The sequence below is a fragment of the Alloalcanivorax profundimaris genome, assembly GCF_015265435.1.
In the GTDB taxonomy this organism is placed as follows: Bacteria; Pseudomonadota; Gammaproteobacteria; order Pseudomonadales; family Alcanivoracaceae; genus Alloalcanivorax; species Alloalcanivorax profundimaris.
In genome coordinates, this window is the sequence record NZ_JABJWH010000022.1 from 1 (window position 1) to 25,192 (window position 25,192).

Below are 25,192 nucleotides of genomic sequence, written 5' to 3' on the forward strand. Positions count from 1 at the left end.
CCAAGAATGCGACGTAGAGTGGCCGCTCAAGACAGGAAGCTATCCGCCGTTTTAAAACCGTCCGTGGAAACGGGGTAGAACCCTTACTTCATGGCGCGGACATAGTTAACCACCTCATCCACGTCCTTGGGGCGCTCCGGCGCGAAGATACTGGCCTCCGCCGCCAGCAAGTCTTGCAGGGAGCTCTGGGTCCCCTCGATCTGGCTGGAGAGCACTGCCTCCTTCCGGACGTACATGGCGACGAACAGATCCGGATGGGGAAGGGTCTGGATGGAGCCATCCAAACGGCCGAGAGCCCGGTCCGCCTGCGACAGCCAGTGCTGGAGTTCACCGGTCAGGTCAATGGGGGGTTCCGGCGGCAGGGGTTCAGGAATGAACGCCCGGTAACCAGTAGGCTGCTGTTGATAGCGCCCCGCCCTGCCCATTTGGCTTGCCTCCACCATGATGATCCCAACCTTTAAGATAGCGTTTAATTTACACCATACTAAAGGCTGTCTTTAGTATGGCAAGAGAGCCCTCTCTTATTAAAGGCCAGCCTTAACATACCAGGCGGGAAGCCCTCGCCTGCGGATGGCGGAGGAAGCCGGTGTTGTGGGCCACCTGAGTCCTAGGGGTGGCCCTTACATTTTGATCGCTAAAACGTACAAAATGACGCCTTATATACACTGATAAGCACACAAGGCATAAAGGCGACCTTGACGAATCACAAGGAACGCCATAACGTACATTTAACGCCACTTTGTACGGTTTAGTGATCAAAATGCCCCGGACAGTCGATTCTCCCGTTTATCAAAAAGCCCAGATTCTCGATGCCCTGCGCGACACCGGCGCCCTGATCGCCGAGGCCCGCAAGGCGCGCGGCTGGTCCCAGACCGACCTGGGCGCGCGCCTGGGCAAGGTGGACCGGCGGCACGTGAGCGCCCTGGAAAAAGGCGACCCCAAGGTCGACGTCGGCCTGGTGGTGGCGGCCCTGTGGCTGCTTGACCTGCCCCTGCTGGCGACCCTGCCCGAACCGGGCCAGCCCACCCCAAAAGGGTATTACCGGGTCGCCGAGAACCGCGCCGGCGCGCGCCGCCCCACCAGCCGGCGCCGGTTCCGGCCGCAGGACGTCGACAATGATTTCTGATCGCGCCTACCTCTGGCTCTTTCCGCCGGGGCAGGCGGAACCGGTGGTGTGCGGCGTGGTGGCCTGGGACGGCGCCGAATACGTGTTCCGCTACGGCAAAAGCTACCTGGCCCGGCCGGATGCCATCCCACTCTCGATCCCCGGCCGCCCCCTGGGCGAGCTCACCGGTGAGCCCTACGTCCTCGACCACGAGCTCAGCGGCGCCGTGCGCGACGCGGCGCCGGACGCCTGGGGCCGGCGCATCATCCAGCGGGAAATCGCGAAAACCCTCGACCCCACCGGCGAGGCCCCTTACCGCCTCGAAGGCGAGCTCGGGGAGATTGATTACCTGCTCGGCGCCGGCGCCGACCGTATCGGCGCCCTGGACGCCACCGACCGACCGGACGCCTACGCGCCGCGCACCAAGCCGATCCGCCCGCTGGCGGACGCCCTGGAAGCGGCGGAACGGATGGAACGCGGCCAGGAACTGGATGACGACCTGGACGCCGCCCTGAACCACGGCACCAGCATCGGCGGCGCCCGACCCAAGGTGCTGTTCCGGCGCGGCAAGTCCTGGCTGGTCGCCAAATTCAGCTCAAGCCGGGACACCCTCAACATGATCGCCGCGGAAAGCGGCGCCATGCGGCTCGCCGCCAAAGCCGGCCTGAACGTGGCGGACACCCGGGTTCTCGGCGTCTCCGGCAAAGACGTTCTGCTGGTGCGCCGCTTCGACCGCGACACCGACGCGACCGGCCACCCGACCCGCCGCCACATGCTCAGCGCCATGACCCTGCTGGACCTGGACGAATACGCCGTCCGCAGCGGCGAAGCCAGCTACCTGGAACTGGCCGACGTGCTGCGCCAATACGCCCGGGACTTCGAACGGGACGGCCAGGAGCTGTTCCGGCGCATGGTCTTCAACATCCTGATCGGCAACACCGACGACCACGCCCGCAACCACGCCTGCTTCTGGGACGGCACCGCCCTCGACCTCACCCCCGGCTACGACATCTGCCCCCAGCCCCGGCTGGGCTACTCCGCGGACCTGGCCATGACAGTCGGCCACCAGGGCCGCGCGGCCACGCTCCACAACGCCCTCAGCCAGGCGGAACGGTTTGGTCTGAGCGAACACGAAGCCGGCGAATGCGTCGACGCCATGAAGCAGGTGGTGGAGAAACACTGGAAGGCGCTGTTTTCAGCGGCGGGGATGGAAGCCGGGGATATCGAGTTCCTCGCGAAGGCGACGATCTTGTCGCCGTCGATTTTGGATTAGGCGCCACCGGCACCAGAATTCAATCGCCGGCTTGCACCAGACTCTCCCGCGAAATCTCCCCAACCGCCCGCGCCCCGGTGAGCGTCATCGCCACCTTCATCTCGCTGGCGATCAGGTCCAGCACATGGGCCACGCCCTGCTCGCCGGCGGCGGCGAGGGCGTAGACGAAGGCGCGGCCCAGCAGCACGCCGTCCGCGCCCAAGGCGAGCAGGCGCACCACGTCCAGGCCGGAGCGGACGCCGGAATCCGCCAGGATCGTCAGGTCACCCCGCACGGCGTCGGCGATGGCCGGCAGGGCCCGGGCCGAGGAGAGCACGCCATCGAGCTGGCGCCCGCCGTGGTTGGAAACCACGATGCCGTCCGCGCCGAACCGCACCGCCTCGCGGGCGTCCTCCGGGTCGAGAATGCCCTTGAGCACCATCGAGCCCTTCCAATACTCACGAATCCACTCCAGATCCCGCCAGCCGATGGACGGATCGAAGTTCTCGCCCAGCCAGCCGATGTAATCCTCCAGGTGGATGCGGTGGCCCAGATAGGCCGACACATTGCCCAGATCGTGCGGCCGCCCGCGCAGGCCCACGTCCCACGCCCAGCGCGGGTGCGTCACCGCCTGCAGCATCCGCCGCCAGGCCGCGAAGGGCCCGGACATCCCCGAATGCCGATCGCGATAGCGCGCCCCCGGCACCGGCATATCCACCGTGAACACCAGGGTCCGCACCCCCGCCGCCCAGGCCCGCTCCAGCGCGTTCTTCATGAAACCGCGGTCGCGCAGCACATACAGCTGAAACCACATCGGCCGCGTCATCGCCGGCTGCACCTCCTCGATGGGACACACCGACACCGACGACAACGTAAACGGCACGCCCCGCGACGCCGCCGCCCGCACCGCCTGCACCTCGCCCCGCCGCGCGAACATCCCGGTGAGCCCCACCGGCGCCAGCGCCACCGGCAGGCTCACATCCTCCCCAAACAGCCGCGCCGACAGATCCACCTCCCCCACCTCCTTCAACACCCGCTGCCGCAACGCCAGATCGCGCAGATCCGCCACATTGCGCGCCAGGGTGTGCTCGTCGTACGCGCCCCCGTCGATGTAGTGGAACAGGAACGGCGGCAGGCGGCGTTGGGCGGCGAGGCGGTAATCGTGGGTGGAGGAGATGATCATGGTTGTCTCCTGGTGGTGTGGCGACCTGGGGAACTTGGAGAAGAAGTCTTTGAACTCCGTACGAACTAAAGGCCAGCCTCATTGAACAATTGGGCGGCGGAGACGTTCAACGCCCTGGCGATACGCAGGATGTTCGCCAGGGAGACATTGCGCTCGCCCCGCTCCACCGCGCCAATGTAGGTGCGATGAATACCGACCTCGGTAGCAAAGACTTCCTGAGAAATACCGGCGGCCCGCCTCCGCTTCCGGATCACGGAACCCAGCTTTTTCTGTGCGTCATTAATGTGAGTAATCATATTTCAAATTGTTCTTATGGATGACTATAAATCTACACACTATACGTAGCACATGCAGTCGTCATGCCCTATGATGACTTTGCGTATCATCGAAACTCATGGAGGGAATCATGAAGCAGCGCAAGCCGAACATTGAGATCGGGCACTATCGCGGGAGCCGCTACTGGGGCGTTTGGGTTGATTCTGAACTGCTTGCGGTGGTGTGTTATCGGAAGGGAGCGGAGGCGATCAAATCTGCTTTGCTGAGTCGCTAGCAGTGAAGGCTAGGGCTGGGCAAACGCTCACGGCACGACACGACATTCGTTTTTGTATTGGGCATCGGCCAAACATATGCTAATCGCTTGCATGGCATCGCCATGCTTTACCCTGCCAGGAGCTGCGGGTGTAGGTCAGATCTTGAAAATTGCTCCCTATGCGCAGGGCAGGGCTTGACGCAATTGCTCTCATTGCTATGGAGCAGCGATCATGCCCAAACCCAGGTCGTGGCTCATCCTAGCGCGCTACAAACAGCCACCCTTCATGGCCGATCAACGCCATCCGACAAACGCCACGTTGCCTGCTGAATCTGCCTCCGGTCGACTCGGACAAAGAAACGTAGAAGCTGTCATCCGTATGGCGTGCTACATTGTATTCCGCCAGAAATGTGCTACATTGTATTTCATAAAAAGAGGAGAAGGGGTGAGAGCATGTCGACCAAGCCCACAACGACAGTACGCATCGACCAAGACGTCAAGAAGCGCGCCTGCGAGGTGCTCGACGAGATCGGCATTAGCATGTCCGCCGCAATTAATTCCTTTCTCAAAGCGGTAGTTCGTGAGGGCACTATGCCATTTGATATGAAGATAGAGACCTCGAAACCACGCCTTAAATACGGAAATGCAACCCTTAATCATGCTTTCATCGTCAAAAAAGACGAGTTTTATACTCAGTACGAAGACGTCGCCAGCGAAATGGTGAAGCATCGAGAGCAATTAAGGGGAAAGACCATACTTTGCAACTGCGATGACCCCTTTGAGTCCGCTTTCTTCCGATTTTTTGTGCTCCACTTCAATGAAATCGGGCTGGCAGGGGTTACATCCACCTGCTACGCGGGCTCTCCGATAGCAGGACTGGAATACCCATTAGAGGGAGGGACTGGCGCCTACAAGGCGGTAGTGACCGAAGTGCCTGAAGAGACTTTGGTAAGGCCAGATGGCTCTCTGGATCTAGAATCCTTGTTTGCTATGCCAGGCAACTCCCTAGTGCACCTCACTGGCGACGGCGACTTCCGTTCAGACGAGTGTGAAGCTTTGCTTAAAGAAGCCGACATAGTGGCCACCAATCCACCATTTAGCCTCTTCCGCGAGTACATCAGTCTGCTGGACCGTCACGAAAAGAACTTTATTATCCTGGGGAACATGAACGCCGCCACATACAGGGAAGTCTTCCCTCTCTTTCGTGACGACAAAGTCTGGTATGGAGAATCTATCCGCTCAGGGGATCGCAAATTTTACGTGCCTGATAGCTATCCGCTAAACGCCACCGGTTGCGGAATCGATAAAAATGGGCGGCGTTTCATTCAGGTGAAGGGCGTCCGCTGGTTCACCAACTTGGACACCATAAGGCGACACGAACCTTTATCATTGACTCGCTGCTATAATCCGGATGAGTATCCACGTTACGAAAACTACGATGCCATCGAGGTTGGGCGTACCCAGAATATTCCCATTGACTATGATGGGATCATGGGGGTGCCGATCACGTTCCTCGACAAATATAGTCCGGATCAGTTTGAGATCGTTATGCTTGCTAATGGCAATGCTCGCACAAACGTACCCTCCGACACCCTTGCAGAGGTAGGGTACCGCCCTCATTCTGAGGATAGAGGAGGCGTTGGCATTATCAACGGTCGGCGTGTTTATGCAAGAATCCTGATCCGAAAGGCGTCCTGATGAGCTATCAAATGCGCGTTCCCTGTTCATATCAGGGTGGCAAGCAGCGCGTGGCAGCTCAGATCGCTGACCGTCTTCTCGAGGCAGCCCCAGGTTCAAACTCGCGATTTTATGACCTATGCTGCGGATCGGCCGCTGTGTCTATCGAGCTAGTCAATAGAGGCGTAGACCCATCTCGTATTTGGATGCTCGATATAAGCTCTTGGGGGGCCTTTTGGTCTGCCATTGGCTCTGGCAAGTTCAACATGAGCGCGTTTGATAAGTTTTTGTCGGAACTGCCGGCTGATAAGCGGGACTTTAAGGCCCATATGTCATCACTATCGATGCTCCCCGTAGGAGACCATGAAGTAGAACTGTATCCACTGCTTCAAGCCTGCTCCTTTGGAGGAAAGCAAATTTGGCGCAACGGAGAGCATTGGGCCAATGCTTGCTTTCGAGATTACTGGGAGCCAACCGCCACTAGCATACGTCGCAGCCCAGCCAACCCAATGCAACCCTCTCCAACCGAGCTACGTCGCCGAATCGAAGCCCTGGTGAATGGAATGAAAGGTGTGACTTGTCTCAACGTGGATATCATGACAGTCCTTAGCACCCCCCTTCCCAGCGATGCGGTTGTATACGTCGACCCGCCGTATCAGAACACGACTCGATATGCGTATAATTTTGACATCAAATCATTCATAAACCGCTTCCAAGAAGAAAATGATGTCCCACTGTTCGTTTCCGAAGGAAGTCCTCTGAATGCTAGTGCCACTATGCTCACATTCGGAGGAGCGAAGGGTGGAATTAGCGGGATCCGGAAAGGGAAGCACCAAGAATGGTTAAATCGCTTTTAAAGGTTATCAATCTTCTGAAATATAAGCCCAAGCTGTCTGGCCGTTCTTGTAGAACCGTTCCAGGCCAATATATACGAGGTCACCTTGAAATTTTCCAGCTCAGACTCCGGAAACACAGACAAAGAATAGTAATCATCATTAATCTTGGTGAAGGCAATCACCTTCTTAACCAATAGGAAATCCTCACCTTTAGCTCTAAAAGCCTCAGTGATCTTCCGTTCGGAAGAGCTCGCCCCCTTAATTTGAAGCCTCCATGTGCCATTGGCATTGTCTCCATCAGGATAAAGAATTTCGTTGCCAAAATAATCAACCCCTTCGAAGTTAAGGGTTATGTTCTTTTTCTGATCAGTAGCCGCAGGATCTAGCCCAAAAAACTCCACCCCACCGCGCATGAACTTTGGGTCACCAAGATCAAAAGGCGTGCCCTTGGGATCACCGAGCTCTACCAAGGACTTCTTTGATAAATCCAAAATGTTTCTCGATCCACCAGTCATGCTTTTTGTTTCAAACCAAATAGTATGACCTTCATCTTTTAGAAAGGCCGAGTCAAAGCTCTCCGGAGCCTCGGAAACCGAAGTCACAACCTTCGCCGTTTTCTGCGTTTCAACGTAAGGCAAATGTGCTGGAGCACCATTACCAAATAGACGCGGCTGGCTTCCATCCTGTGCCACAGCTTTCGCTAGTCTTATTTGCTGAGCGACCTCCTTAAAGACATAGCCGTTTTCGAGAAGCTTATCTATATCGTCTTGCGCCCCTACCTGCATGAGTGAGTCTTCAAGTGATGAGAGCGACTCAATGTAATTGCCCACCTCTTTTAATATCGGACCAAATTCAGTACTCGAATTTTCTACTGGGGTAAGCACTGAACTTTCAAAATTTGTCCACAGTCCTCCAGCGGTCATATTGTTTGAGCCAACAACTATCAGCCCCGCTTTATTCCCTATGAACTGATAAATCTTTGAATGAAATGTCTGATCATTTTCAGAGTGGATCACATTCAAGGAGTCGGTATGAAGCAACAGAGCGGTAAGAGCCTCGTAGGAGGTCCCACCAAGATCGACGCCCACGTAGGCATTTACGATACCACCTCGCCCTCTGAAATTTTCGAGTGCATCTTTGATCCTAAGAACGCCGCTGTTCTTCGCGAATGCCACTACGATATTAAGAGTATGATAGTCAGGTGAATTGAGCAGCTCGATTAAACGATTCCCAAGCTGTCCGCTAAAAGGCTGATTCATCAGCTCCATTAAGCACCCCTTTGAAGGTTGATAAGATCCAAGGTAAACGCCACACCCACCGAAACTCCGTCGCTTGCTTGCCAGTCTGACATGAACTCTCCCTTACGCATAACGGCAGCAATAAACTGCGTCCGACTAGAGCGTCCGGAGATGCCAAAGGCCAGAAAAAATTTGATTGCCTTATTAGGGGCGAACACGGAAATGCCTCATAAGCGCCATGCCTTTAATAAAAGTCTGCATCTCTTGATGGTTAATCTGGCCTAAATGCCGGTGTTTACAGAAATACTCATGCCCAGCAGGTAGGTGATTGCCCGCAAAATTCGTGTAGTCCTGATCCGTTAGCACAAACAGCGCTCTGAGGTGACGTATAGTCAACTGACGATTTCCCAATGGCTTACAGTCAAACCAGCCAGATGCCTCCCAGATCTTTTTCTTCCTACCTTTTTGGACTGTGATGTGCGAACCCAACCGACCTGCGGGAAGCGTTACGTTTACGTTGCCGGCCGTCGGTGTGTAACGAGACCTCTTGTCGTTGAAGTTCTGGTGGCTGCAACAAACCTCTATTGCGATGATGTCAGCAAAATTGCTCGCTCTGTGGACATAGATGTACATGCCGTCAGGGTTGGTGCGTAAGGCATTTGCACCAGCAGGATGAATGTAAGGCATAGGACCGGGGCTCGGGCATGCTTTCAACCAATAGCCTTGATACCCCGGAATCGGCCAGGTATTCGTCCTGCCAGGCCACTTTTTCTTGTCGTCGAGGATGGCCTTTGCTTGCGCATCGGTGAGAATCATCTTGATAGGCCCCTAACGCCCGTAGCACGCGCGGCTTTGTAGTGAAGGCGAAGCCGCAACGAAAAAGCCGTCGCCGCGCCTACGGTTGTTAGGCTTTTTTAAGTTGCGCATATGCATCATTTAGAAGCCGCATCAAGAAGTTGCTACCACCTTTGTCTGGATGGAGTTTTAGTGATAGCTGCTTGTATCGTAACTTCAGGTCCTTTTGGTCAGGGGCGGAAGTGAACCCAAGAACCTCAAGTGGATTGATCGCATTTATCGAGGAAGCTTGCCCATACCTATCACCGAAACGCAAGGACTGATTCTCTTGCATGAGTTTTTTATAATCGTGTTGAAGCGACTTTAACTGTGCCTGCAATCTGACAATTTCAGATTTTTCATTTTGCTTCACTACCTCAACGGCACTACTAGCATTGAATGCGGGAACATCCATGCAAAATGCGTAGCCTTGGTCATAGTAGTGCCCCAATTCCCATTGGGTATTCGGATTCGTGAGAACAGCCAGATATTCTTCACCCTTCTTTAGTACAACGTAATGGTAATACATGCGTCGCTCCTAGATTGTGCGCTAACAAGCCTAACAGGAATTAGGACCCCAGCTCGAATATCCAATGAACGCACCAACGTCGCATCTCTTCTCTTGATTCCCTCAGACGCAAAATAAAACCAGAAAATCCATCCACTGACAAACGCTTCAAACCGCTATCTCCCAGGCATCTCGGCCAATTCGCTTCCCCCAAAAAACCAAAAGGCCGCCAACCCCCAAGCGCCAACGGCCTTTTAAGTAAGCCCTTACTAATTAGCCAAACCAGATAAATTACAGGTCAGCCACCCGCGTTGCGGAAAGAGCGTCTACCCATCCTCCCCCGGCAACGGCAACCCAGCAATCCCCTCAGCCTCCCCCGCCGGCACCCCCAGCGCCTGCAGCACCATCTCCGCGGTAATGCGGTCGGCGTGCTCCACTTCGCCGTCTTCCACGAGCAGGTTCATGGCGCCCAGGGTGGCGGAGATGATCATGCTCATGGCCATTTCTTCGTGGGTGTAGTGGAAGTCGCCTTGGCGGCGGCCGGCTTGCAGGTCGTCGCGAAGGTAGGTGGCGAGGGTGGAGCGCATGCCTTCGGCGTAGCGGACCACGGTGATCAGGGCGCGGGTCCAGTGGGGTCGGTGCGGGCTTTGTTCATGAAGGTGCGCACGGCGATGCTGAGGCGTTCGGCGCCGCTTTCGACGGCTTCGCTGACGGTGAGAATCTGTTCGGAGAGTTGGACGGCCAGTTCCAGGCCGACGGCTTCGAGGACTTGTTCGCGGGAGCGGAAGTCCTTGTAGAGGGTGCCGTTGGAGACGCCGGCTTCGTCAGCGAGGGTGTTGAGGGCGAGGTCGCTCAAAGAGCGGCCTTGGCCTAGCAATATTGCAGGTTTTCCGCGCTTTCCCCGCCTTCTTTCAGCGCCCGGGCGGCGTGCAGCACCTTATCCCGTTCTAACAGCGGCGGGATAGGCCGGTAGGCATGCCGCCGGTTGCAGGCAGGTCCCGCTCTAAGGATCAAACTGACGCAGCGTTCCGACACGAGCTTCGTCGCCTACCCAGGAGAGAAAATCGACCGTCGTTAAACGCGGGAGGTCGCGACCCTGCTGGCGCGATTTCGCCTGCACACGGCCGATGACCCGATCGTCCGAGGCGAGCCGCGCTGTGTCTTCCTGGGCTCGGAAAACACGACCCGTGGGTGCTTGGACGCCGGAGACCGGGTACACGGTATAGAACAGCGAATCCTGACCGCACGCCGACGACCGCTTGCCTTGAGCCTATGCGCAACATTAGCTGCGCATAGACGTACTTTAATTGCGCATAGATCCCAATCCGCAACATTCCCGATCATGGCGAATCCCACACCCGAAAAGGCACTAAAGGACATTGAGGCGGTGGTCTCCGCCCACCCTGAGAATGTCTGCCTTCAAGCCGTCCTGGACACTAGCGCGGTGTAGGCGTTTTCCATACGGGCAACGTAATCGCGCTTGATCGGTAGGCCGAGCTTTCTGTGGGAAGCTTGCTCAAGCGTATAATCCGAACACCGCTTCCTGTCTTCGCAAAGACGTCAGGTGCGTCCAGGCCGTGGCTCCGCCCACACTATGCGGCCACTTCTGAGCCAGAAGTGTGATTTGCAACCGGTCTTTTTCCAGACCGAAGGGTGCAGTGTCGGACGGCCAAACCGATCGACCGACAAGGACCAGTGTGGTTCCACAGCCCGTAATAGCAGCAGCTCAATTACATCGCCACATCCGCAAGGGCATGTGAAACCTACTGACCAACTGACACCGTCCTCGATCATGTGGATTAAGCGCTTGTGCGGAATTTCCGGCGGCAGGGTGTCTCCTTCCGCGTGAAATACCCGAAGATCGCCGCGCCACCAAGCAGCTAGTCGTTCTAGTACGTCTTGCAGCCATGCAATCATAGGCAATCTTCCAAGCCCGGCAGGCCAAGCAAGGGGCTACGTAATCCGGCACCGAGCAAGCCCGTGGGATCGGACGGAAACTCGCTATCCGTCGCCCAGCTTCGCTCCTCGGCCGCCAAGTCGAAATCATTGTGCGCGAAAGCACCGTTGTGATCCAATCGGTAAGGATAAGCCCGAGCCACGAACTCCAGCACAACGGCACTCGCCGCGTGCATGTTGACGCAGATGACGGCGGGCGCCTCCTGCCCGGCACCTGGCATGTACCCTTCCTGGACGCGCGCCGCATACGCTACGGGATCGGTCCGTCGAAGGTATTCCGCTTCCAGCAACTCAGGTGTATAAATGCCACGATCCGCCAACGTCGTACCACCCGGCTGAATGTAATCGATGCGGCCGCTGATGTTGGCGATCACCATTCCACGGGAGGGTGTTCTCACCGGAATGGTGACCCCAACGTCGAACAAGGGCTGGAGCATCGCACTAGCCAGTCGGTCACAGATATGGCGCGCCTCCAGCCCATCCACGCAGCTGAATACGATGTCGGCCTGGGCAGCGGCTTCGATCGCCTCGCGCTTGCTTACGTCCAACGGAATGGCGCGGACTCGTGTTTGTGGGCTGATCCTGGCCGCAGCCGCCTTGAAGACGTCCACTTTTAGCGCTTTCGCAGCAGCATCAGCCTGCGTGGAATTCAGAATACGATTCAAGTTCTTGTCTTCGATGTGATCGAAATCCACAACGATCACTTCTCCCGCCCCCATGCGCAGAACTTGCTCAGCCACGATGCTGCCGGTGCCGGACACGCCAATCACCGCGATGCTGAGTCGATGCAACTCTTCCTTCATCGCTTCACCGAAGGCCATCGGACGTGGTTGCGGCTCACCATCGTCTCCCCAATAGAAGTTCAGATCGTCTCCGTAAGCCGCAACAAGATCAATCGCATGGGGACGCATTGTGCGGTCATAGACACGCGCTTTGATGGCGCCACCGGGCACCATAATAGCGCTCCCGTGCCACGATTCATGCAAGCGCTCAACAGAGCCGCCGGCAATCAACGACCGCACAACCTCCTGGTCGGATCGATCATCCACCTGGGAGAACCCGTAGAGGCCCATGGGGTGCGAATGCAGTAGCAGAATCGACAAATCTTCCGTCTCTGCCGCAGCCAGCGCATGATCAAGATAATCGCCCGGCCAAGTGAGGGACGCCGCAGAGCGCACGCATTGCTCATGAGCGACGAGCAGGATGTCGCGCACGAGCAGTTTCAACCCGTCGCTTTCCAATCGAGAGCACAGCAGAACCGCCGCTGCCTCCTTTCCGTCACCGGGAAATAAATGCCGTTCCAGGCGCCGGTGAACGGTGCCTGGAACTATCAGCGTACGGGGCCGAATCATGCTCCCACCTCACGGCCCAGCGCCTCGTCAACCAGACCAAGATGAGTGGACACGTTGTCCCGCGCCGAGGACCACTGGTTGCTGCTGTTACGGTGACGGGACCAGCGCTGGAAGGACACGCCAGCAATGGCCTGGCGCACCGTAGTCCGGTCCGGAGCCGCACCGCTATGGAGCTCCAGCGGTGGATCGCAATAGAACATATCAATCTGTGCGGCCGGATAGGTCCGCGGGAGCTCCAAGGCCAGACGGCAACCGGAAACGTTGTAACCGTCCGGCAAGGGATAATCGTCGATGACCAACCAACGCCGGCCGTTGTCTGTGAATGTTTCCCAGTGATACCCGACTGCCGCCAGAAACGCCTCGTCCTTTGGCAGCAGGGCGAACTCGCGGCGAAGAACCGATCCATCACCATTGTCGACTTGCTGCGGGCGCAGCCACAGCCGCTCGATTCCGGGCGTGTTTAGATCAATGACGTCCTCCAGGCCAACCGGCCGCGGCTCCTGGCCTTTGACCTTCAAGACGATCATCCATGTTTTGGTCAAATCGATGCCGGCCTTGACCAGGGCCTCCCGGACGCCTACGTCAGGGCGATCCCATTCTGTCGGTTCGCCTTGGACGTCTAACCGCCACGTCTGCACACGCGTGTAGAGGCGCTCGACCCCGCTACCGCCGAGATCCACTGCCTGTCCCGATTGCAGCAATAGGTCGGGTTCATCCCGCTGCTCCAACCAGATCTGGCTGTTGGGGGGTACCCGGCCGATCCGGCGAATGGTTTCAACGTCCAGCGGACCGGCCCACGCATAGCGGTCATCATCAAGAACGAAGTAGGAGACCCCATCGGCCCGGATGGCCAGGAACTCCAGAGGCGGCCCGTCCTCCGGCAGAGGGATCACCTCCTCCAGCCCGACCTCCTGGGTTGGGCCTATCGACGGCCAGAGTAGCAAGGCATATTCCATTTCGGGACGCAAGCTGGCAGCCGCCAGCACCTGCCGACCCGTCGGCGTATGGTCAGCGATCCGCACCAGCTCGTTGTTCACTTGGATGGTCCGGTGGTGATGGGAAGAAGAGTCGGCAGGAGCCTGTTCGCTGTTAAAGGTACTCATAGTAATTCTCCAAATGTGTATGCGATCGTATCTGAATACCGAACGCTTTAGAGAACTGTGACCTATGCCCTTTCGTTTTGTCAACAGTTATTTTTTTGTTCGTTATATAGTACCATCAATGTCCCCACCCTTTAGAAGTAGGAGCCCTTTCATGCCCTCACCACTCGGTGACAAGATCCGCGCCCGCCGAATCCAGTTAGAGATGAGCTTGGAGGATCTGGCGATAGCCACTGGCTCGAGCAAGGGGTATTTGTGGGAGCTGGAAAATCGCGATAAGGCCAATCCGTCGGCCGACAAACTCATCAAGATTGCAGCGGCACTCGGGGTGACGACGGAGTTTATCTTGGATGAGTCGCCCGAGGTGGAACCAGAGGCAAGTGTGCTGGACGAAGCGTTCTTCCGTCGCTACAAGAAGCTTGATTCGAAGCGAAAAGATAAGGTCCAGAAGTTCTTAGACATGTGGGAAGACGAGGACTGAGGATGGATCGCAAGCAACCAATGGCGGAAGCCAACAGACTTTCCCGGCTGCTCCAGGTGCTTCCAGAGCCCGAACGATTTCCTGTTAATGTCGAGAACCTCGCTTTTGAACTGAGCCGGCAGCGCTATAAAGACGCGCCGATCACACAGATTGACACTTTTGACATCGACGGCGTGGAAGGCCTGTTAGGTCGCCACCCTAGCGGCAAGAAGTGGAAGATTGGCTATAACAGTCGGATCCAGTCTCCGGGACGTGTGCGATTCACCTTGGCTCACGAACTAGGGCATTACGTCTTGCATCGTGAACTACGGGATCGTTTTCGATGCTCGACGGAGGAGATGCACGATTGGGACGAGTGGGAGATCGAGACTGAAGCCAATGTCTTCGCGTCTTTCCTGCTCATGCCCTTGGACGATTTCCGTCGCCAGGTCGCTGGGCAGCCGCCGTCCATTCAGATGCTTCGACATTGCGCGGACCGATATGGGGTATCCCTGATGGCAGCGGCCCTGAAGTGGACCGAAATTGCCGCCAAACGCGCCGTCGTTCTCGCTGCTCGCGACGGGTATGTACTGTGGGCGCGTTCGAACACGGCCGCTTATAAATCTGGCGTGTACCTTGCTTCTAAGAAGCTGACTATCGAGGTGCCAAAAACATCCATCCTTAATCAGATAGATGCTGCTTCCGGCCCGAAGAGTTCGAAAGTGAAGGCCAACCTGTGGTTCCACCGAGAACCGGCCGAAATGACTCTCATTGAGCACGCACTAGCCGTTGAAGGGGACTACCCCTACACACTCGGGATGCTACTGCTACCTGATGCCATGCCGCGATGGGAACTGCAAGAGGAGGACTTACTTACTCCAGTGGATCAGTCTCTCCACTACCGAAGATAAGCAATCACATTCAGGCACGGAGGCATCATATTATCAATAGGCAAATCCGCGCGCACCCCCAATCTCGTTCATCGTAGGCTTATGGCCTACTCGAGCATCCTTCAGGGAAAGAAAATGCTACCCAAGAATCATATTTGAACACTATCGCGGCATAAAACAAAGATACAGGACAACATAAGCATTCATATATGGATGCCGTATCAGCATAAGCATGCAGATATGAACTCCTATCGCCCCTTCTCAGCTAAAAAGCGCAAGGGCCCACTGTTCTGGGGGCAGTCCACTTGCTAGGAGAAGGTGTCCACTAAAGCGGGGGAACTACACGGCCCGCTTGATTCACTGGTTACGCCTGATCAGGCCAGATTTCATTCGCAAATGCCTGAAGGTCCTCACACAAAATATGATCAGACATTCTGCAAAGATCAATATTCCCACCAACTTCAGCTTGAAGCTTAGCCCGTAGAGCACCCTCTACGATTTTCCCATGCATATATGCACGTCTGTTATGATCGTAGTTTTGAGTGCAATTTAACGCTATGGTCCCTGGATCAGGCTTATCACCGCCTTTGTAATAGGCTTGGAGCTTACGATTATGAATAGTGTTTATATATTTCTTGAGTATGGCGTCGCGACGCTCCTCTAAAACCTCCTCTATTAATTGATCAACTCTTTGTTGCGGCACATGAGGGTAAAGCTCAGATACGTGATCAGTATTCACAAGGTAGGTCTCGGCATCATTACCCGCTGTCACAAATACTTTAATTCCGATAGGCTCCAGCTTCGCTTTATAGGCTTGAACCTCTTCGTCGGACATATAATCTCTATCCCTGTGTACAACAACATTTGTGCCGGGCGCATGCTCGGCAATGAATGCATTGATTGCCAGAGCAGTATTTATATTAGAACAGCCTTCGTATGACCAAATCTCAAATTCCTCAGGGACAAAGCCTGATGCTTCTGCTAGTAATTCAATATACCGAGGATCTGTATCTTCGGTTAATAGAATACACGGCACCTCCCCGTTTCGAAGCTGATCCCCTTTATCTAATGCACCAATCTCGAGGAGTACGCTTCGCTCCAAGTCATCAGAGTCTTCAACAAGGCTACAATTGTTTACCCAATGAACCTTTGCATCTCCTTTTATTGCTTCGAAGAAATGTCTTGAGTGTGTTGAAATCACCAACTGACAGCAAGTTTCTTTCTGTACATCAATCAGCAATTTTGCCAAAACTCTTTGGTTATTTGGGTGAAGATGTGAGTCTGGTTCGTCAAGTATAAGAAGCTGTGGCCTATATAGGTAGTAATAAGCTAGTATCTGAATCGCCTGCAATATACCGGTCCCACTTGAATCTATTGGCAGTGATATTCCATTATTAATGACTTTTACGTCGATGTATTCATCGACATTGGGATCAAAGCTGACTTCGATGTCGTAGTCAGGAAATACACCTTGAAACTTTGCAATGAATTGTGACCAGGAGCTTTCGTCCTTAGTTAGAAGCAGAAGAATATTCCTAAATACGCTATTGGAATCCCCTTTTGCAGCTGCCTTTCTCACTATAGATGGCGGCCTGTATTCCTCTACAGAGGGTATGCCAGCTAACCCAGGCACAATAACAGAGTAAGGGTTTTCAATATCCTGCAACTTTTCCCCAAGTGCTTTTCCCTCGATAGCCGTTGCCACATTCCTATTCTTACCTTTCCTGATTGTGATGCTGCAACTCGAAACTTCATTGAAAGTAACTTTCATTGCATGTTCGAGTTTCGTTTGTAAATGACCGCCGGGCGCGAGTGCCTCGATATCTCGAAGCGGAGAGTAAATAAGAAGATCGCTTGACAGTGAAGAAGGACACCTATCTCCAGTCCAGCGAGAATTTTGTTGGCCTGTTGATTGGGCTATTGATATAGAAAACTGTATTGCCTGCTGAATACTACTCTTTCCAGCATTGTTGGATCCTATTAGTAAGTTGATACCTTCTAATGCCAATTCGAGATCTTCTATATTTTTAAATCTCTCGATTTTTATGCTGCTCAGCAATTTTGCATCTCCATGATTTTTTTGAGCATAACAGGTATTAGGACGCCGGCACGAATATCCAATGAACGCGCCTGCGTCATATCTCTTTTCCTGATTTCCCCTGACAGAAAATAAAACCAGAAAAGCCACCCACTGACAAACGCTTCAGACCACCCCCTTCCCGGCATCTCGGCCAATCCTCTCTTCTCAAAACAGCAAAGGCCGCCAACGCCCACGCGCCGACAGCCTTTTAAGTAAGCCCTTACTAATTAGCTACATTAGATAATCGCGGATCAACCACCCACGCCGCAGTATGCCTAGCTATTCCCCCGGCAAAGGCAACCCAGCAATCCGCTTAGCCTCCCCCGGCGGCACCCCCAACGCCTGCAGCACCATCTCCGCGGCAATACGGTCGGCGTGTTCCACCTCGCCCTCTTCCACCAGCAGGTTCATGGCGCCCAGGGTGGCGGAGATCACCATGCTCATGGCCATTTCTTCGTGGGCGTAGTGGAAGTCGCCTTGCCGGCGGCCGGCTTGCAGGTCGGCGCGAAGGTAGGTGGCGAGGGTGGAGCGCATGCCTTCGGCGTAGCGAACCACGGTGATGAGGGCGCGGGTCCAGTCGGGGTCGGTGCGGGCTTTGTTCATGAAGGTGCGCACGGCGATGCTGAGGCGTTCGGCGCCGCTTTCGACGGCTTCGCTGACGGTGAGGATTTGTTCGGAGAGTTGGACGGCGAGTTCCAGGCCGACGGCTTCGAGGACTTCTTCGCGGGAGCGGAAGTAATTGTAGACGGTGCCGTTGGAGACGCCGGCTTCTTCGGCCAGGGTGTTGGGGGCCAGGCCGCCGACGCCGGCGTGAGCGTGGGTGCGCGGGACGGCGTTCAGCCGTTGTGTCGGCTGCATGGCCCACAGAGACGTGCATGGCTGGGGCCGAGAACCATTCGCGACGCCGGGGAACACGTACTTGTTTAACCCAGAAGCCCTTCCGGTACATCCAGGTACTCATGCACTACACGAACCACTAGCCCCCCCCCGCCTCCAGCACTCGACAGAACACCGCGTGATGCTCAACCTGCAATCGACGATGCCCGGGAAGAACATGGGCGTAGTCGGTCCCGGGCAAGGGGTGCTGAAGTAGCGGCCTCATGCCCGCCTCCAGCTGATCAAGGTAGTCATCGGCCTGATCCGCGCCCCACTCTTCGCAGGTATACCCCCAGATGTCGATGAGGTCGGATTCCGCCTTTGGCGTCAGGCTCAGCGTGCGCACTACTCCGGCGCCTTCATCCGCTTGCGGCCAGCCGCCTTGATCGCCGCCATATCGACTGGCTTGGCCTCGCCGCTTGCTTCACCCTCAACCAGGGCCTGCCTGAGCGTGGCAAGCCGTTCCTGGGCTTGCTGGTCCTGCCGGATGAGATGGCGGATATATTCACTGTCATTGTCGAACTGGCCACTTTCGATCCGGCTCTTTACCCAGCCGTTCTGTTGTTCGGTGAGGATGATGGTTTTCCGGTGCATGCTCATAGTGGGTACTCCAGGGCCCAAACAGTATGACAAGGTCATACCAAGCCTTTGCGCCGGATCAATTCCGTCTTCCAGCCGGCGGCGGCAGGCAGGGTGCTTGTTCAGGCACCCTCAAAAGCCTGTGAGCTCGTCATCATCGGGGGTGGCCTGACCGTCTTCCGCCGGTGCTCCGAATGGTCTCGCCTTTGTTTTCTTGCCACCGGCTGACCGCACCCGTTGAGGCAACTGCTGCTGCGTCAACGCCAGGCCCAGGGCGTCCTGGTCCAGCGCCATGATCCTGACCATGTCCTCAAGGCGGCCGAGCACATGCAGGGCGCGCAGGAAGGTGTGCAAGGCGGTGCCGGGATTGCCGTCTTCCATGCGCCGGACCGTGCTCACCGAGGTGTCCATCCGCTGGGCCAGGTCCTGCTGCGTCCAGCGGCGCGTACGGCGGGCCACCGACAGGTCATGGCCGAGCTGGCGCAGTGCGCGCGCCACGGGCGGCGGCATCGCGGTCGGGTTGTTGGAGCCTTTGCGGGCTGAGGTCATCGTCTACACTTTATATATGAGTACCAAAGTTCACCCAAATATCATATTTGAGTACTTATTAGCATAAAACCAAGTCTTAGAACGACCCTTAAGCCTATGCGCAACATTAACTGCGCATAGCATTGATAGCTGCGTATAGGCGTGCTTTACTTGCGCATAATCCTCAATGCGCAACATACCAACCATGGCGAAATCTATACCCGAAAAAGAGCTACAGGACATTGAGGCGGTGGTCTACGCCCACCCTGAGGGTGTCGGCCTTCAAGCCATCCTGGACGCTCTGGAGCAATCGTTGCCCCGGCGCACGCTCCAGTACCGTTTAAAACACCTGGTGGATGCGGGCCGGCTCATCAAGACCGGGGAAAAGCGGTGGGTCCGATACCTGCCTGCGGATACCGAGCGCAGGACGAGCAGCAGCGTTCGGAAACCCTCCCACGAGGAAGCGGTAGGCACCATCCCCATCTCCCGCCAGGCCGCCGAGATCCAAAACGCCTTGCGCAAACCGCTTCGGTCACGCAAACCGGCGGGGTATCAACACAGCTTCCTTGACCAGTACCGGCCCAACCACACGGCGTACCTTGCACCCGCCGAGCGCGCGCATCTTCGGGAAATCGGCACGCCGCCCTCGGGGCCCCGGCCGGCGGGCACCTATGCAAAACAGATTCTGAACCGCCTGCTGATCGATCTTTCGTGGAACTCCAGCCGCTTGGAGGGGAACACCTACTCTCTCCTTGATACGAAACGGCTGATCGCCTTCGGGGAAGAGACGGCGGGTAAGGCGCACGTCGAGTCGCAAATGATCCTGAACCACAAGGACGCCATCGAATTTCTGGTGGGCTCGGCGGAGGAGATCGGCTTCAACCGCTATACGATCCTGAACCTTCATGCCTTGCTGGCCAACAACCTGTTGACCGACCCGGAAGCAACCGGCCGCTTGCGCCGAATCGCGGTTGGCATCGAGAAGTCCGTGTTTCATCCCCTCGAAGTGCCACAACTGATTGAAGACTATTTTGATCAGATCCTGGCGACGGCCGGCGCCATCGACGATCCCTTCGAGCAGGCGTTTTTTATCATGGTTCAATTGCCGTATCTGCAGCCGTTCGATGACGTGAACAAGCGCGTTTCCCGGCTGGCTGCGAATATACCGTTCATCAAAGGCAACCTGATTCCGCTCTCCTTCACGGAGGTGCCCGCTGATATCTATACCGAAGCGATGCTCGGCGTGTATGAACTGAACCGGATCGACCTGCTCAAGGACGTTTTCATTTGGGCTTATGAGCGGTCGGCGGCGCATTATACCGCCGTCAGACAATCCCTCGGCGAACCCGACCCTTTCCGGCTAAAGTATCGTTCGGCATTGCAGGAAGTCGTCCAGAATATTGTGCTGGAGCGCCAGGGCAAGAAAGCCGCGTTCAACCGCATTGTTCAATGGGCGGAACAGCATATTCCGCAGGAAGACCGGCAGCGGTTCAGGGAAGTGGCCGAAAATGAAGTGCTGAGCTTGCACACTGGCAACTTTGCGCGCTACCGGATCAAACCCTCGCAATTTTCAGCTTGGCAAGAAGTTTGGTTTGCGAATTCGTGAGTATCATCGACACCCGTATCTCGCGCTCGGCGGCGTCACCCACCGGTCACGGCGCGTCCGGCCCGTGCCGGGCAGTCTCGAGGAGTAGCCATTCCCTCACAGGAAGACGCACAGGCCTTCGCCACTGAGCACATCAGGCGGCCCAATCGCGTCCGCTGAATGATTTCGATGGCCTACCCTCCAGCCAAGCTACAACGCAGCGTAAGCCGTGAAGCTACAAGCCATCGAATGAAGCAGCGAACTCGCGACTCGCCTTTATGATTGACGCAATTGGCCAATTTTCCCGAACCTCAATCCCTTTCGGAATGAATAAAGCAGCCTTAATATCTCGCTCAGATAAGGACAAAAGATCGGCACAAACTTGCGCGGCCAACATTCTGCCGCTTTGCGAGGGTTCGCCATTTGGAGCATTGCACCAAGATGCCGTTTCCAAGTCGCAAGGTCCAGATGAAAACATTTGCTCCGAGTCAATAATCACGAACTCGTGTGCAGTAGTGAACAGCCGACCGGGCGGCTCGTTTGCACCAAACAGAAAAGCAGCAAATTCGCTTTTTGGCCAGTCCAGCAGGTGCTCGATCTGTGAGCCGGCAAGATCATCGACTGTGCGTATTTCTTTGTCAAAAAGGGATTTGAAAGCACAACCTCCTGAACAGGGCTGCCCCTTATGCTCAGGCATAAACCAATGTGCAGCATGCGTTATATCGGGCTTCACTCCCAGAACTGATGCGCTTACCGGATCGAGATTCAAAAATACCGAAGACTGGCAGGACCAATTCATCGCCTGCGCGAGTCTGGCGAAGACAATCTCTCGGTAGGCGTAAAATGGTCCTCTTAGTTTCGTCAGCCATCGATTTCCTTCGCGGTCCGTGCCCAGCCAAAAGTTTTTCGACGGCCCAGATAACGTCAACCGCTCCCAACTCCAGCCAAAGGTGCTTATACTATGAGGCAGATCACTCATTAACGGGAAAGACAGCACTCGAAACCCCTGACGCTGAGTTTATCGACAGCTCGCGGGATGTTATGTAATAGCGTAGCGGTCAGCAAAAAGCCATGAAAAGAACTGGCTGGCTGGTACTACTTGGTATGCCTATATATCACTGAGCTCACTTCTCATTTGGTCCAATAAAGCTCTTGATTGATCTTGTATTTGAGCGGCTAGCTTAGCAGCTTTTTCTTGAAAAGCTTCCGTTCTTTCATGTTGTTGATTTAAAACTATTTCCGTGAAGTTTTTCATATATTCATTAGTGCAATCCATCGACTCTTGAGTCAGCTGTTCCAGCTTATCAAATGTTTGAAGCATTTCATTTGTTGCTATTAGCTTCAATCGATTGGACTCACTCTTGAGCTTTAAAACGTCTTTCAGACCCTCATTCATTAACGCAGAAACTTGAGAGCCAAACCAACCTATAACCTGTCTTTCTCTATCTTCATCACCAGACTCTGTAGCCATAAGATAATTTTGAAGATATTCATCAAATATTGGCTGCAAACGCTCCGGCATTTCTATTTGATTTTTCTTGCCGAAACTATCCAAGTCCGTGACGTATTTGGCATACTCCGAGGCCTTTAAGTCGAATATTTTTAGCCGCCTATCTGCCTTATACCGAAGATCCTGTTCCAATTGTTTTAGATCTCTTTCATGTCTTTGCTTGTTAAAGTAGGAGAACAGCAACCACAGCAGGTTAACGCCCCCAAAGACCCACGCATAAAACTCAGGATTTTCCTGTATCAATTCATAAATAGATTGCATACGTTCCTTTTAGGCATAAAGCCAGCACTCAGCCGACGCAAACCTGCGCAGTGGATCAACGGTCAACCAGAGCAGCTAATTATAGGTTTCTTCAAGACACCGCAATAGCGAATCTTCAAGGCTTGACGTACCAGTCTGTCGTAGGATTTCGCTTTCATAAGCCTGCATCAAAGGCGTTGAGATGCCTTGCCTTTTTACCGAGAGAAGATAGCTGATACCATCCTTCCTGGTCCGTCCGGCTTTAGCCTTCGCGCTTTTTATAGCGAGGCCAGCCAACTTCTCAGCATTTAAATCTATGATATTGGCTCCAAGCTTTGTGTACACCACAACGTCGAGGCCCGCAAAATTATCCAGATTTTCCACCACCATTCTGTTAGAATTTAGCTTAGATGGTGGCATGTAATGCCTGCCGGTACATTCGTTTCTTGTCTCTCTCCGCCACAAAAGATCTTGCGCCTTCTTCAAATCAACACCAGCCTCCAATACAAGGATGGTGGCATTAACGCGGCACCCACCACTTTTAACAGGAACGACGGTGGGCGCGCCATCCCGCGTAGAGCTCGACCGAGCAAACTCTATAGAGAATGGGGTTTTGAACCCTTCTTTCCGTTCGCAAATGAGCGGCTCAATTTCCTTACCCGGCTCTTCGATTAGAGAGCCATAAGCGAGAATCCCAATGCTATCCATCGGTGCACCTCTTGAAACGTATAACCCCCTAATTCACCGGCGGCCATTCTGCCTCGATGCGGCGGCGAGGCCGACAGAGTGAAATTGATTGTTTTACGCCATTTGATCAACGCCAGTAGCTTTTCTTAGCCTCTAGGACATCCAGCCCTATCTCAACGCGTGTTCGGCACCAGTTGGCATCCCTGCCGGACCATTTCAGCTCTTCAACTAACAAGTGTTCGAACGCGTCAAGATCAAAGAACTTTCGCTTGAGGCTGGAGATAGAACATGTAAATTCGTCTAGACGCCGAATATCCAACGGATGATAACTGCGAGGGTGCATTGATAGAAAAACCTCAAATCTACGTTTGCATAGACGGCCCGGTATTACGTCCGCAAGGGCCACATCCTGTTTCGATAGCCTTACAGAGAGGTGCGCGCCCTTTTCTCTTCCGCTCGCTCTGATCAGCTTGGCGGAATTCGCCACCACCTCGTTATACTCCTCCAAACTCAAGGCCGGTTTCTGTAGCGGAATAATGTTTGCCACATACAAAGCGTTGTCTCGCTTCTTTGTGAAATGCACGGCAGCGAAGGGCCTCGCACCACGTAGAGAGACAATACAGCACGAAGGATCACCACATATTTCTTGATATTTAGCACTTTCTTCTGGAGGAAACAGCCAAGCATCAGCTTCGACTCCAAATTGCTCAATCTCCCGAGCAATCCCCTCGGCATCAAAATACTTTGAGGAAACTACAAGTTCCCGGTGACACTTCATGATGCACGACAGCCATTAGGACGCCAGCTAGGATATCGGATGAACATACCAGCCCCATCTCATTTCTTTTGATCTCTCTGACACAAAATAGAACCAGAAAATGCAACCTCTGACAAACGCTTCAAGCCGCCATCTTCCTGACATCTCAGCCAATACTTTGTCCCCAAAAAGCAAAAAAAAGCCGCCAACGTCCAAGCGCCGACAGCCTTTTAAGTAAGCCCTCACTAATTAGCTACATTAGACAAATCGCAGATCAGCCACCCATGCCGGGACAAGTCCAGCTAACTACCCTCCCCCGGCAACGCCAACCCAGCAATCCGCCCAGCCTCCCCCGCCGGCACCCCCAACGCCTGCAGCACCATCTCCGCGGCAATACGGTCGGCATGCTCCACCTCCCCCTCTTCCACGAGCAGGTTCATGGCGCCCATGGTGGCGGAGATCACCATGCTCATGGCCATTTCTTCGTGGGCGTAGTGGAAGTCGCCTTGGCGGCGGCCGGCTTGCAGGTCGGCGCGGAGGTAGGTGGCGAGGGTGGAGCGCATGCCTTCGGCGTAGTGGACCACGGTGATGAGGGCGCGGGTCCAGTCCGGGCCGGTGCGGGCTTTGTTCATGAAGGTGCGCACGGCGATGCTGAGGCGTTCGGCGCCGCTTTCGACGGCTTCGCTGACGGTGAGGATTTGTTCGGAGAGTTGGACGGCGAGTTCCAGGCCGACGGCTTCGAGGACTTGTTCGCGGGAGCGGAAGTCGTTGTAGACGGTGCCGTTGGAGACGCCGGCTTCGTCGGCGAGGGTGTTGAGGGCGAGGTCGCCGACGCCGGCGCGGGCGTAGATGCGCAGGGCGGCGTCCAGCAGTTGTCACCGGGTGCGGGCTTTCTTTTGGTTCATCGCGGATTCCCGGGAAAGGCGGCTTTGATCTTGAGGAAGAAGTAGTCGCTGTCCCGGTAGCCATAGGCCATACGCTTGATGACCTTGATGCGGTTGTTCATACCCTCCAGGACGCTGGTGTTGAGGCGGTACACCGCACTGGCGATGATGCCCTCGGCATAGGGCTTGAGCAGGCGGGCGAAGCGGATCAATGGGGCCAGGCCACTGGCCTGGGCCATGTTGAACCATCGTGTCCAGCGCCAGCGGGCGGCCCGTTCGGTGCGTGCGTACCAGAGCTCCTTGAGCTGGGCCTTCATCAGATACACGGTCATCAGCGGCTGATTTAGATCCAGCAAGGCCTTCAGTTCGCCGGCCTGCTCTCCCTTCAGGTTCTCCGGATTACGCAGCAACAGCCAGCGTGAGCGCTTCACGGCGCGCCGCGCGGGCTTGTCGTGGCGCAGCTGGTTGGCCTGATCCACCCGAACCCGGTCGATCACCTCACGGCCGAACTTGGCGATCACATGGAACAGGTCGTAGACCACCCGG

The 25,192-nt window shown here is 55.4% G+C and carries 30 protein-coding genes; 8 read left to right on the forward strand and 22 right to left on the reverse strand.

The genetic code is table 11. The features are described 5' to 3' along the window. Window positions 1-83: 83 nt before the first annotated feature. On the reverse strand, window positions 84-425 hold the full coding sequence (locus HMJ39_RS13430) for a Fic/DOC family N-terminal domain-containing protein (RefSeq protein WP_228462356.1): 342 nt from the start codon (window positions 423-425) through the stop codon (window positions 84-86). A gap of 335 nt (window positions 426-760) precedes the next feature. Here HMJ39_RS13430 and HMJ39_RS13435 point away from each other — a divergent pair, with 335 nt between their 5' ends. Continuing rightward, window positions 761-1,126: a helix-turn-helix domain-containing protein gene (locus HMJ39_RS13435; RefSeq protein WP_133490402.1), complete on the forward strand. Its 366-nt coding sequence runs from the start codon at window positions 761-763 to the stop codon at window positions 1,124-1,126. Then, on the forward strand, window positions 1,116-2,378 hold the full coding sequence (locus tag HMJ39_RS13440) for a type II toxin-antitoxin system HipA family toxin (protein WP_194297713.1): 1,263 nt from the start codon (window positions 1,116-1,118) through the stop codon (window positions 2,376-2,378). Before HMJ39_RS13435 ends, HMJ39_RS13440 begins: the two co-directional genes overlap by 11 nt. A 19-nt stretch (window positions 2,379-2,397) precedes the next feature. Here the strand turns inward: HMJ39_RS13440 and lldD are convergent, their stop codons facing one another. Together lldD and HMJ39_RS13450 are read right to left on the reverse strand one after the other, a co-directional pair. Then, window positions 2,398-3,540 (reverse strand): FMN-dependent L-lactate dehydrogenase LldD, encoded by a 1,143-nt coding sequence (gene lldD / locus HMJ39_RS13445; RefSeq protein ID WP_194297714.1) that lies wholly within the window; start codon window positions 3,538-3,540, stop codon window positions 2,398-2,400. Window positions 3,541-3,605: 65 nt separating this feature from the next. Further along, complete coding sequence (locus HMJ39_RS13450; protein WP_194297715.1) at window positions 3,606-3,836, reverse strand: helix-turn-helix domain-containing protein; 231 nt, start codon at window positions 3,834-3,836, stop codon at window positions 3,606-3,608. A gap of 110 nt (window positions 3,837-3,946) precedes the next feature. Between HMJ39_RS13450 and HMJ39_RS13455 the strand changes: the two genes are divergently transcribed. From HMJ39_RS13455 to HMJ39_RS18920, 3 genes are all read left to right on the forward strand, one after another. After that, window positions 3,947-4,090 (forward strand): hypothetical protein, encoded by a 144-nt coding sequence (locus tag HMJ39_RS13455; RefSeq protein ID WP_194297716.1) that lies wholly within the window; start codon window positions 3,947-3,949, stop codon window positions 4,088-4,090. A 432-nt stretch (window positions 4,091-4,522) separates the two neighbouring features. Further along, on the forward strand, window positions 4,523-5,767 hold the full coding sequence (locus tag HMJ39_RS13460) for a type II toxin-antitoxin system RelB/DinJ family antitoxin (protein ID WP_194297717.1): 1,245 nt from the start codon (window positions 4,523-4,525) through the stop codon (window positions 5,765-5,767). Next, window positions 5,767-6,603, forward strand: coding sequence for a DNA adenine methylase (locus HMJ39_RS18920; protein ID WP_228462357.1), 837 nt, complete (start codon window positions 5,767-5,769; stop codon window positions 6,601-6,603). The genes HMJ39_RS13460 and HMJ39_RS18920 overlap by 1 nt, the downstream gene beginning before the upstream one ends. Here HMJ39_RS18920 and HMJ39_RS13465 read toward each other — a convergent pair. From HMJ39_RS13465 to HMJ39_RS13490, 8 genes are all read right to left on the reverse strand, one after another. Continuing rightward, on the reverse strand, window positions 6,600-7,850 hold the full coding sequence (locus tag HMJ39_RS13465; protein ID WP_194297718.1) for a phospholipase D family protein: 1,251 nt from the start codon (window positions 7,848-7,850) through the stop codon (window positions 6,600-6,602). The two genes, HMJ39_RS18920 and HMJ39_RS13465, sit on opposite strands and share 4 nt — an antisense overlap. A gap of 174 nt (window positions 7,851-8,024) precedes the next feature. After that, window positions 8,025-8,636, reverse strand: a complete 612-nt coding sequence (locus tag HMJ39_RS13470; protein WP_194297719.1) for a hypothetical protein — start codon at window positions 8,634-8,636, stop codon at window positions 8,025-8,027. Between the two features lie 88 nt (window positions 8,637-8,724). Next, complete coding sequence (locus tag HMJ39_RS13475) at window positions 8,725-9,183, reverse strand: J domain-containing protein (protein WP_194297720.1); 459 nt, start codon at window positions 9,181-9,183, stop codon at window positions 8,725-8,727. A gap of 305 nt (window positions 9,184-9,488) precedes the next feature. Next, window positions 9,489-9,770 (reverse strand): hypothetical protein, encoded by a 282-nt coding sequence (locus HMJ39_RS18925; RefSeq protein WP_228462358.1) that lies wholly within the window; start codon window positions 9,768-9,770, stop codon window positions 9,489-9,491. Window positions 9,771-9,775: 5 nt separating this feature from the next. Continuing rightward, entirely contained in the window at window positions 9,776-10,018 is a 243-nt protein-coding gene (locus tag HMJ39_RS18930) for a TetR/AcrR family transcriptional regulator (protein ID WP_228462359.1), read from the reverse strand. Between the two features lie 704 nt (window positions 10,019-10,722). Further along, window positions 10,723-11,079, reverse strand: a complete 357-nt coding sequence (locus HMJ39_RS19215) for a DUF6527 family protein (protein WP_407645830.1) — start codon at window positions 11,077-11,079, stop codon at window positions 10,723-10,725. Further along, the gene (locus HMJ39_RS13485; protein ID WP_194297721.1) at window positions 11,076-12,470 is read right to left on the reverse strand and encodes a ThiF family adenylyltransferase; all 1,395 of its coding nucleotides are present in this window, start codon (window positions 12,468-12,470) and stop codon (window positions 11,076-11,078) included. The genes HMJ39_RS19215 and HMJ39_RS13485 overlap by 4 nt, the downstream gene beginning before the upstream one ends. Continuing rightward, window positions 12,467-13,573 (reverse strand): E2/UBC family protein, encoded by a 1,107-nt coding sequence (locus tag HMJ39_RS13490; RefSeq protein ID WP_194297722.1) that lies wholly within the window; start codon window positions 13,571-13,573, stop codon window positions 12,467-12,469. Before HMJ39_RS13490 ends, HMJ39_RS13485 begins: the two co-directional genes overlap by 4 nt. A gap of 151 nt (window positions 13,574-13,724) precedes the next feature. Here HMJ39_RS13490 and HMJ39_RS13495 point away from each other — a divergent pair, with 151 nt between their 5' ends. Both HMJ39_RS13495 and HMJ39_RS13500 read left to right on the forward strand, forming a co-directional pair. Beyond that, window positions 13,725-14,051: a helix-turn-helix domain-containing protein gene (locus HMJ39_RS13495; protein WP_194297723.1), complete on the forward strand. Its 327-nt coding sequence runs from the start codon at window positions 13,725-13,727 to the stop codon at window positions 14,049-14,051. Window positions 14,052-14,053: 2 nt separating this feature from the next. Further along, window positions 14,054-14,941, forward strand: a complete 888-nt coding sequence (locus tag HMJ39_RS13500; RefSeq protein WP_194297724.1) for an ImmA/IrrE family metallo-endopeptidase — start codon at window positions 14,054-14,056, stop codon at window positions 14,939-14,941. A gap of 343 nt (window positions 14,942-15,284) precedes the next feature. On the opposite strand, the gene HMJ39_RS13505 is transcribed toward HMJ39_RS13500, so the two are convergent. The 5 genes from HMJ39_RS13505 to HMJ39_RS13525 all read right to left on the reverse strand — a co-directional run bounded on the left by HMJ39_RS13505 (window position 15,285) and on the right by HMJ39_RS13525 (window position 18,953). Further along, window positions 15,285-16,979, reverse strand: coding sequence for an ATP-dependent nuclease (locus tag HMJ39_RS13505; protein ID WP_194297725.1), 1,695 nt, complete (start codon window positions 16,977-16,979; stop codon window positions 15,285-15,287). A 300-nt stretch (window positions 16,980-17,279) separates the two neighbouring features. Beyond that, entirely contained in the window at window positions 17,280-17,858 is a 579-nt protein-coding gene (locus HMJ39_RS13510; RefSeq protein ID WP_228462360.1) for a TetR/AcrR family transcriptional regulator, read from the reverse strand. A 118-nt stretch (window positions 17,859-17,976) separates the two neighbouring features. Further along, on the reverse strand, window positions 17,977-18,222 hold the full coding sequence (locus HMJ39_RS13515) for a type II toxin-antitoxin system RelE/ParE family toxin (RefSeq protein WP_323370903.1): 246 nt from the start codon (window positions 18,220-18,222) through the stop codon (window positions 17,977-17,979). Next, the gene (locus HMJ39_RS13520; RefSeq protein ID WP_194297726.1) at window positions 18,222-18,476 is read right to left on the reverse strand and encodes a type II toxin-antitoxin system ParD family antitoxin; all 255 of its coding nucleotides are present in this window, start codon (window positions 18,474-18,476) and stop codon (window positions 18,222-18,224) included. Before HMJ39_RS13520 ends, HMJ39_RS13515 begins: the two co-directional genes overlap by 1 nt. A gap of 111 nt (window positions 18,477-18,587) precedes the next feature. Continuing rightward, window positions 18,588-18,953 (reverse strand): helix-turn-helix domain-containing protein, encoded by a 366-nt coding sequence (locus HMJ39_RS13525; RefSeq protein ID WP_323370904.1) that lies wholly within the window; start codon window positions 18,951-18,953, stop codon window positions 18,588-18,590. A 217-nt stretch (window positions 18,954-19,170) separates the two neighbouring features. Between HMJ39_RS13525 and HMJ39_RS13530 the strand changes: the two genes are divergently transcribed. Next, window positions 19,171-20,589, forward strand: a complete 1,419-nt coding sequence (locus HMJ39_RS13530) for a Fic family protein (RefSeq protein ID WP_228462361.1) — start codon at window positions 19,171-19,173, stop codon at window positions 20,587-20,589. 214 nt (window positions 20,590-20,803) lie between these two features. Here HMJ39_RS13530 and HMJ39_RS13535 read toward each other — a convergent pair whose 3' ends face one another. The 6 genes from HMJ39_RS13535 to HMJ39_RS18945 all read right to left on the reverse strand — a co-directional run. Then, on the reverse strand, window positions 20,804-21,565 hold the full coding sequence (locus HMJ39_RS13535; RefSeq protein ID WP_194297727.1) for a hypothetical protein: 762 nt from the start codon (window positions 21,563-21,565) through the stop codon (window positions 20,804-20,806). Window positions 21,566-21,676: 111 nt separating this feature from the next. Further along, window positions 21,677-22,339 (reverse strand): hypothetical protein, encoded by a 663-nt coding sequence (locus HMJ39_RS13540; protein ID WP_194297728.1) that lies wholly within the window; start codon window positions 22,337-22,339, stop codon window positions 21,677-21,679. A gap of 75 nt (window positions 22,340-22,414) precedes the next feature. After that, the gene (locus HMJ39_RS13545; RefSeq protein WP_194297729.1) at window positions 22,415-23,026 is read right to left on the reverse strand and encodes a hypothetical protein; all 612 of its coding nucleotides are present in this window, start codon (window positions 23,024-23,026) and stop codon (window positions 22,415-22,417) included. Window positions 23,027-23,132: 106 nt separating this feature from the next. Then, the gene (locus tag HMJ39_RS13550; RefSeq protein WP_194297730.1) at window positions 23,133-23,783 is read right to left on the reverse strand and encodes a hypothetical protein; all 651 of its coding nucleotides are present in this window, start codon (window positions 23,781-23,783) and stop codon (window positions 23,133-23,135) included. A 281-nt stretch (window positions 23,784-24,064) separates the two neighbouring features. Further along, window positions 24,065-24,634 carry a TetR/AcrR family transcriptional regulator gene (locus HMJ39_RS19175; RefSeq protein WP_323370906.1) on the reverse strand — a complete coding sequence of 190 codons (570 nt, stop codon included), beginning with the start codon at window positions 24,632-24,634 and terminating at the stop codon, window positions 24,065-24,067. 29 nt (window positions 24,635-24,663) lie between these two features. After that, window positions 24,664-25,192: transposase (locus HMJ39_RS18945; RefSeq protein WP_228462363.1), on the reverse strand; the 529-nt coding region annotated here is incomplete at its 5' end.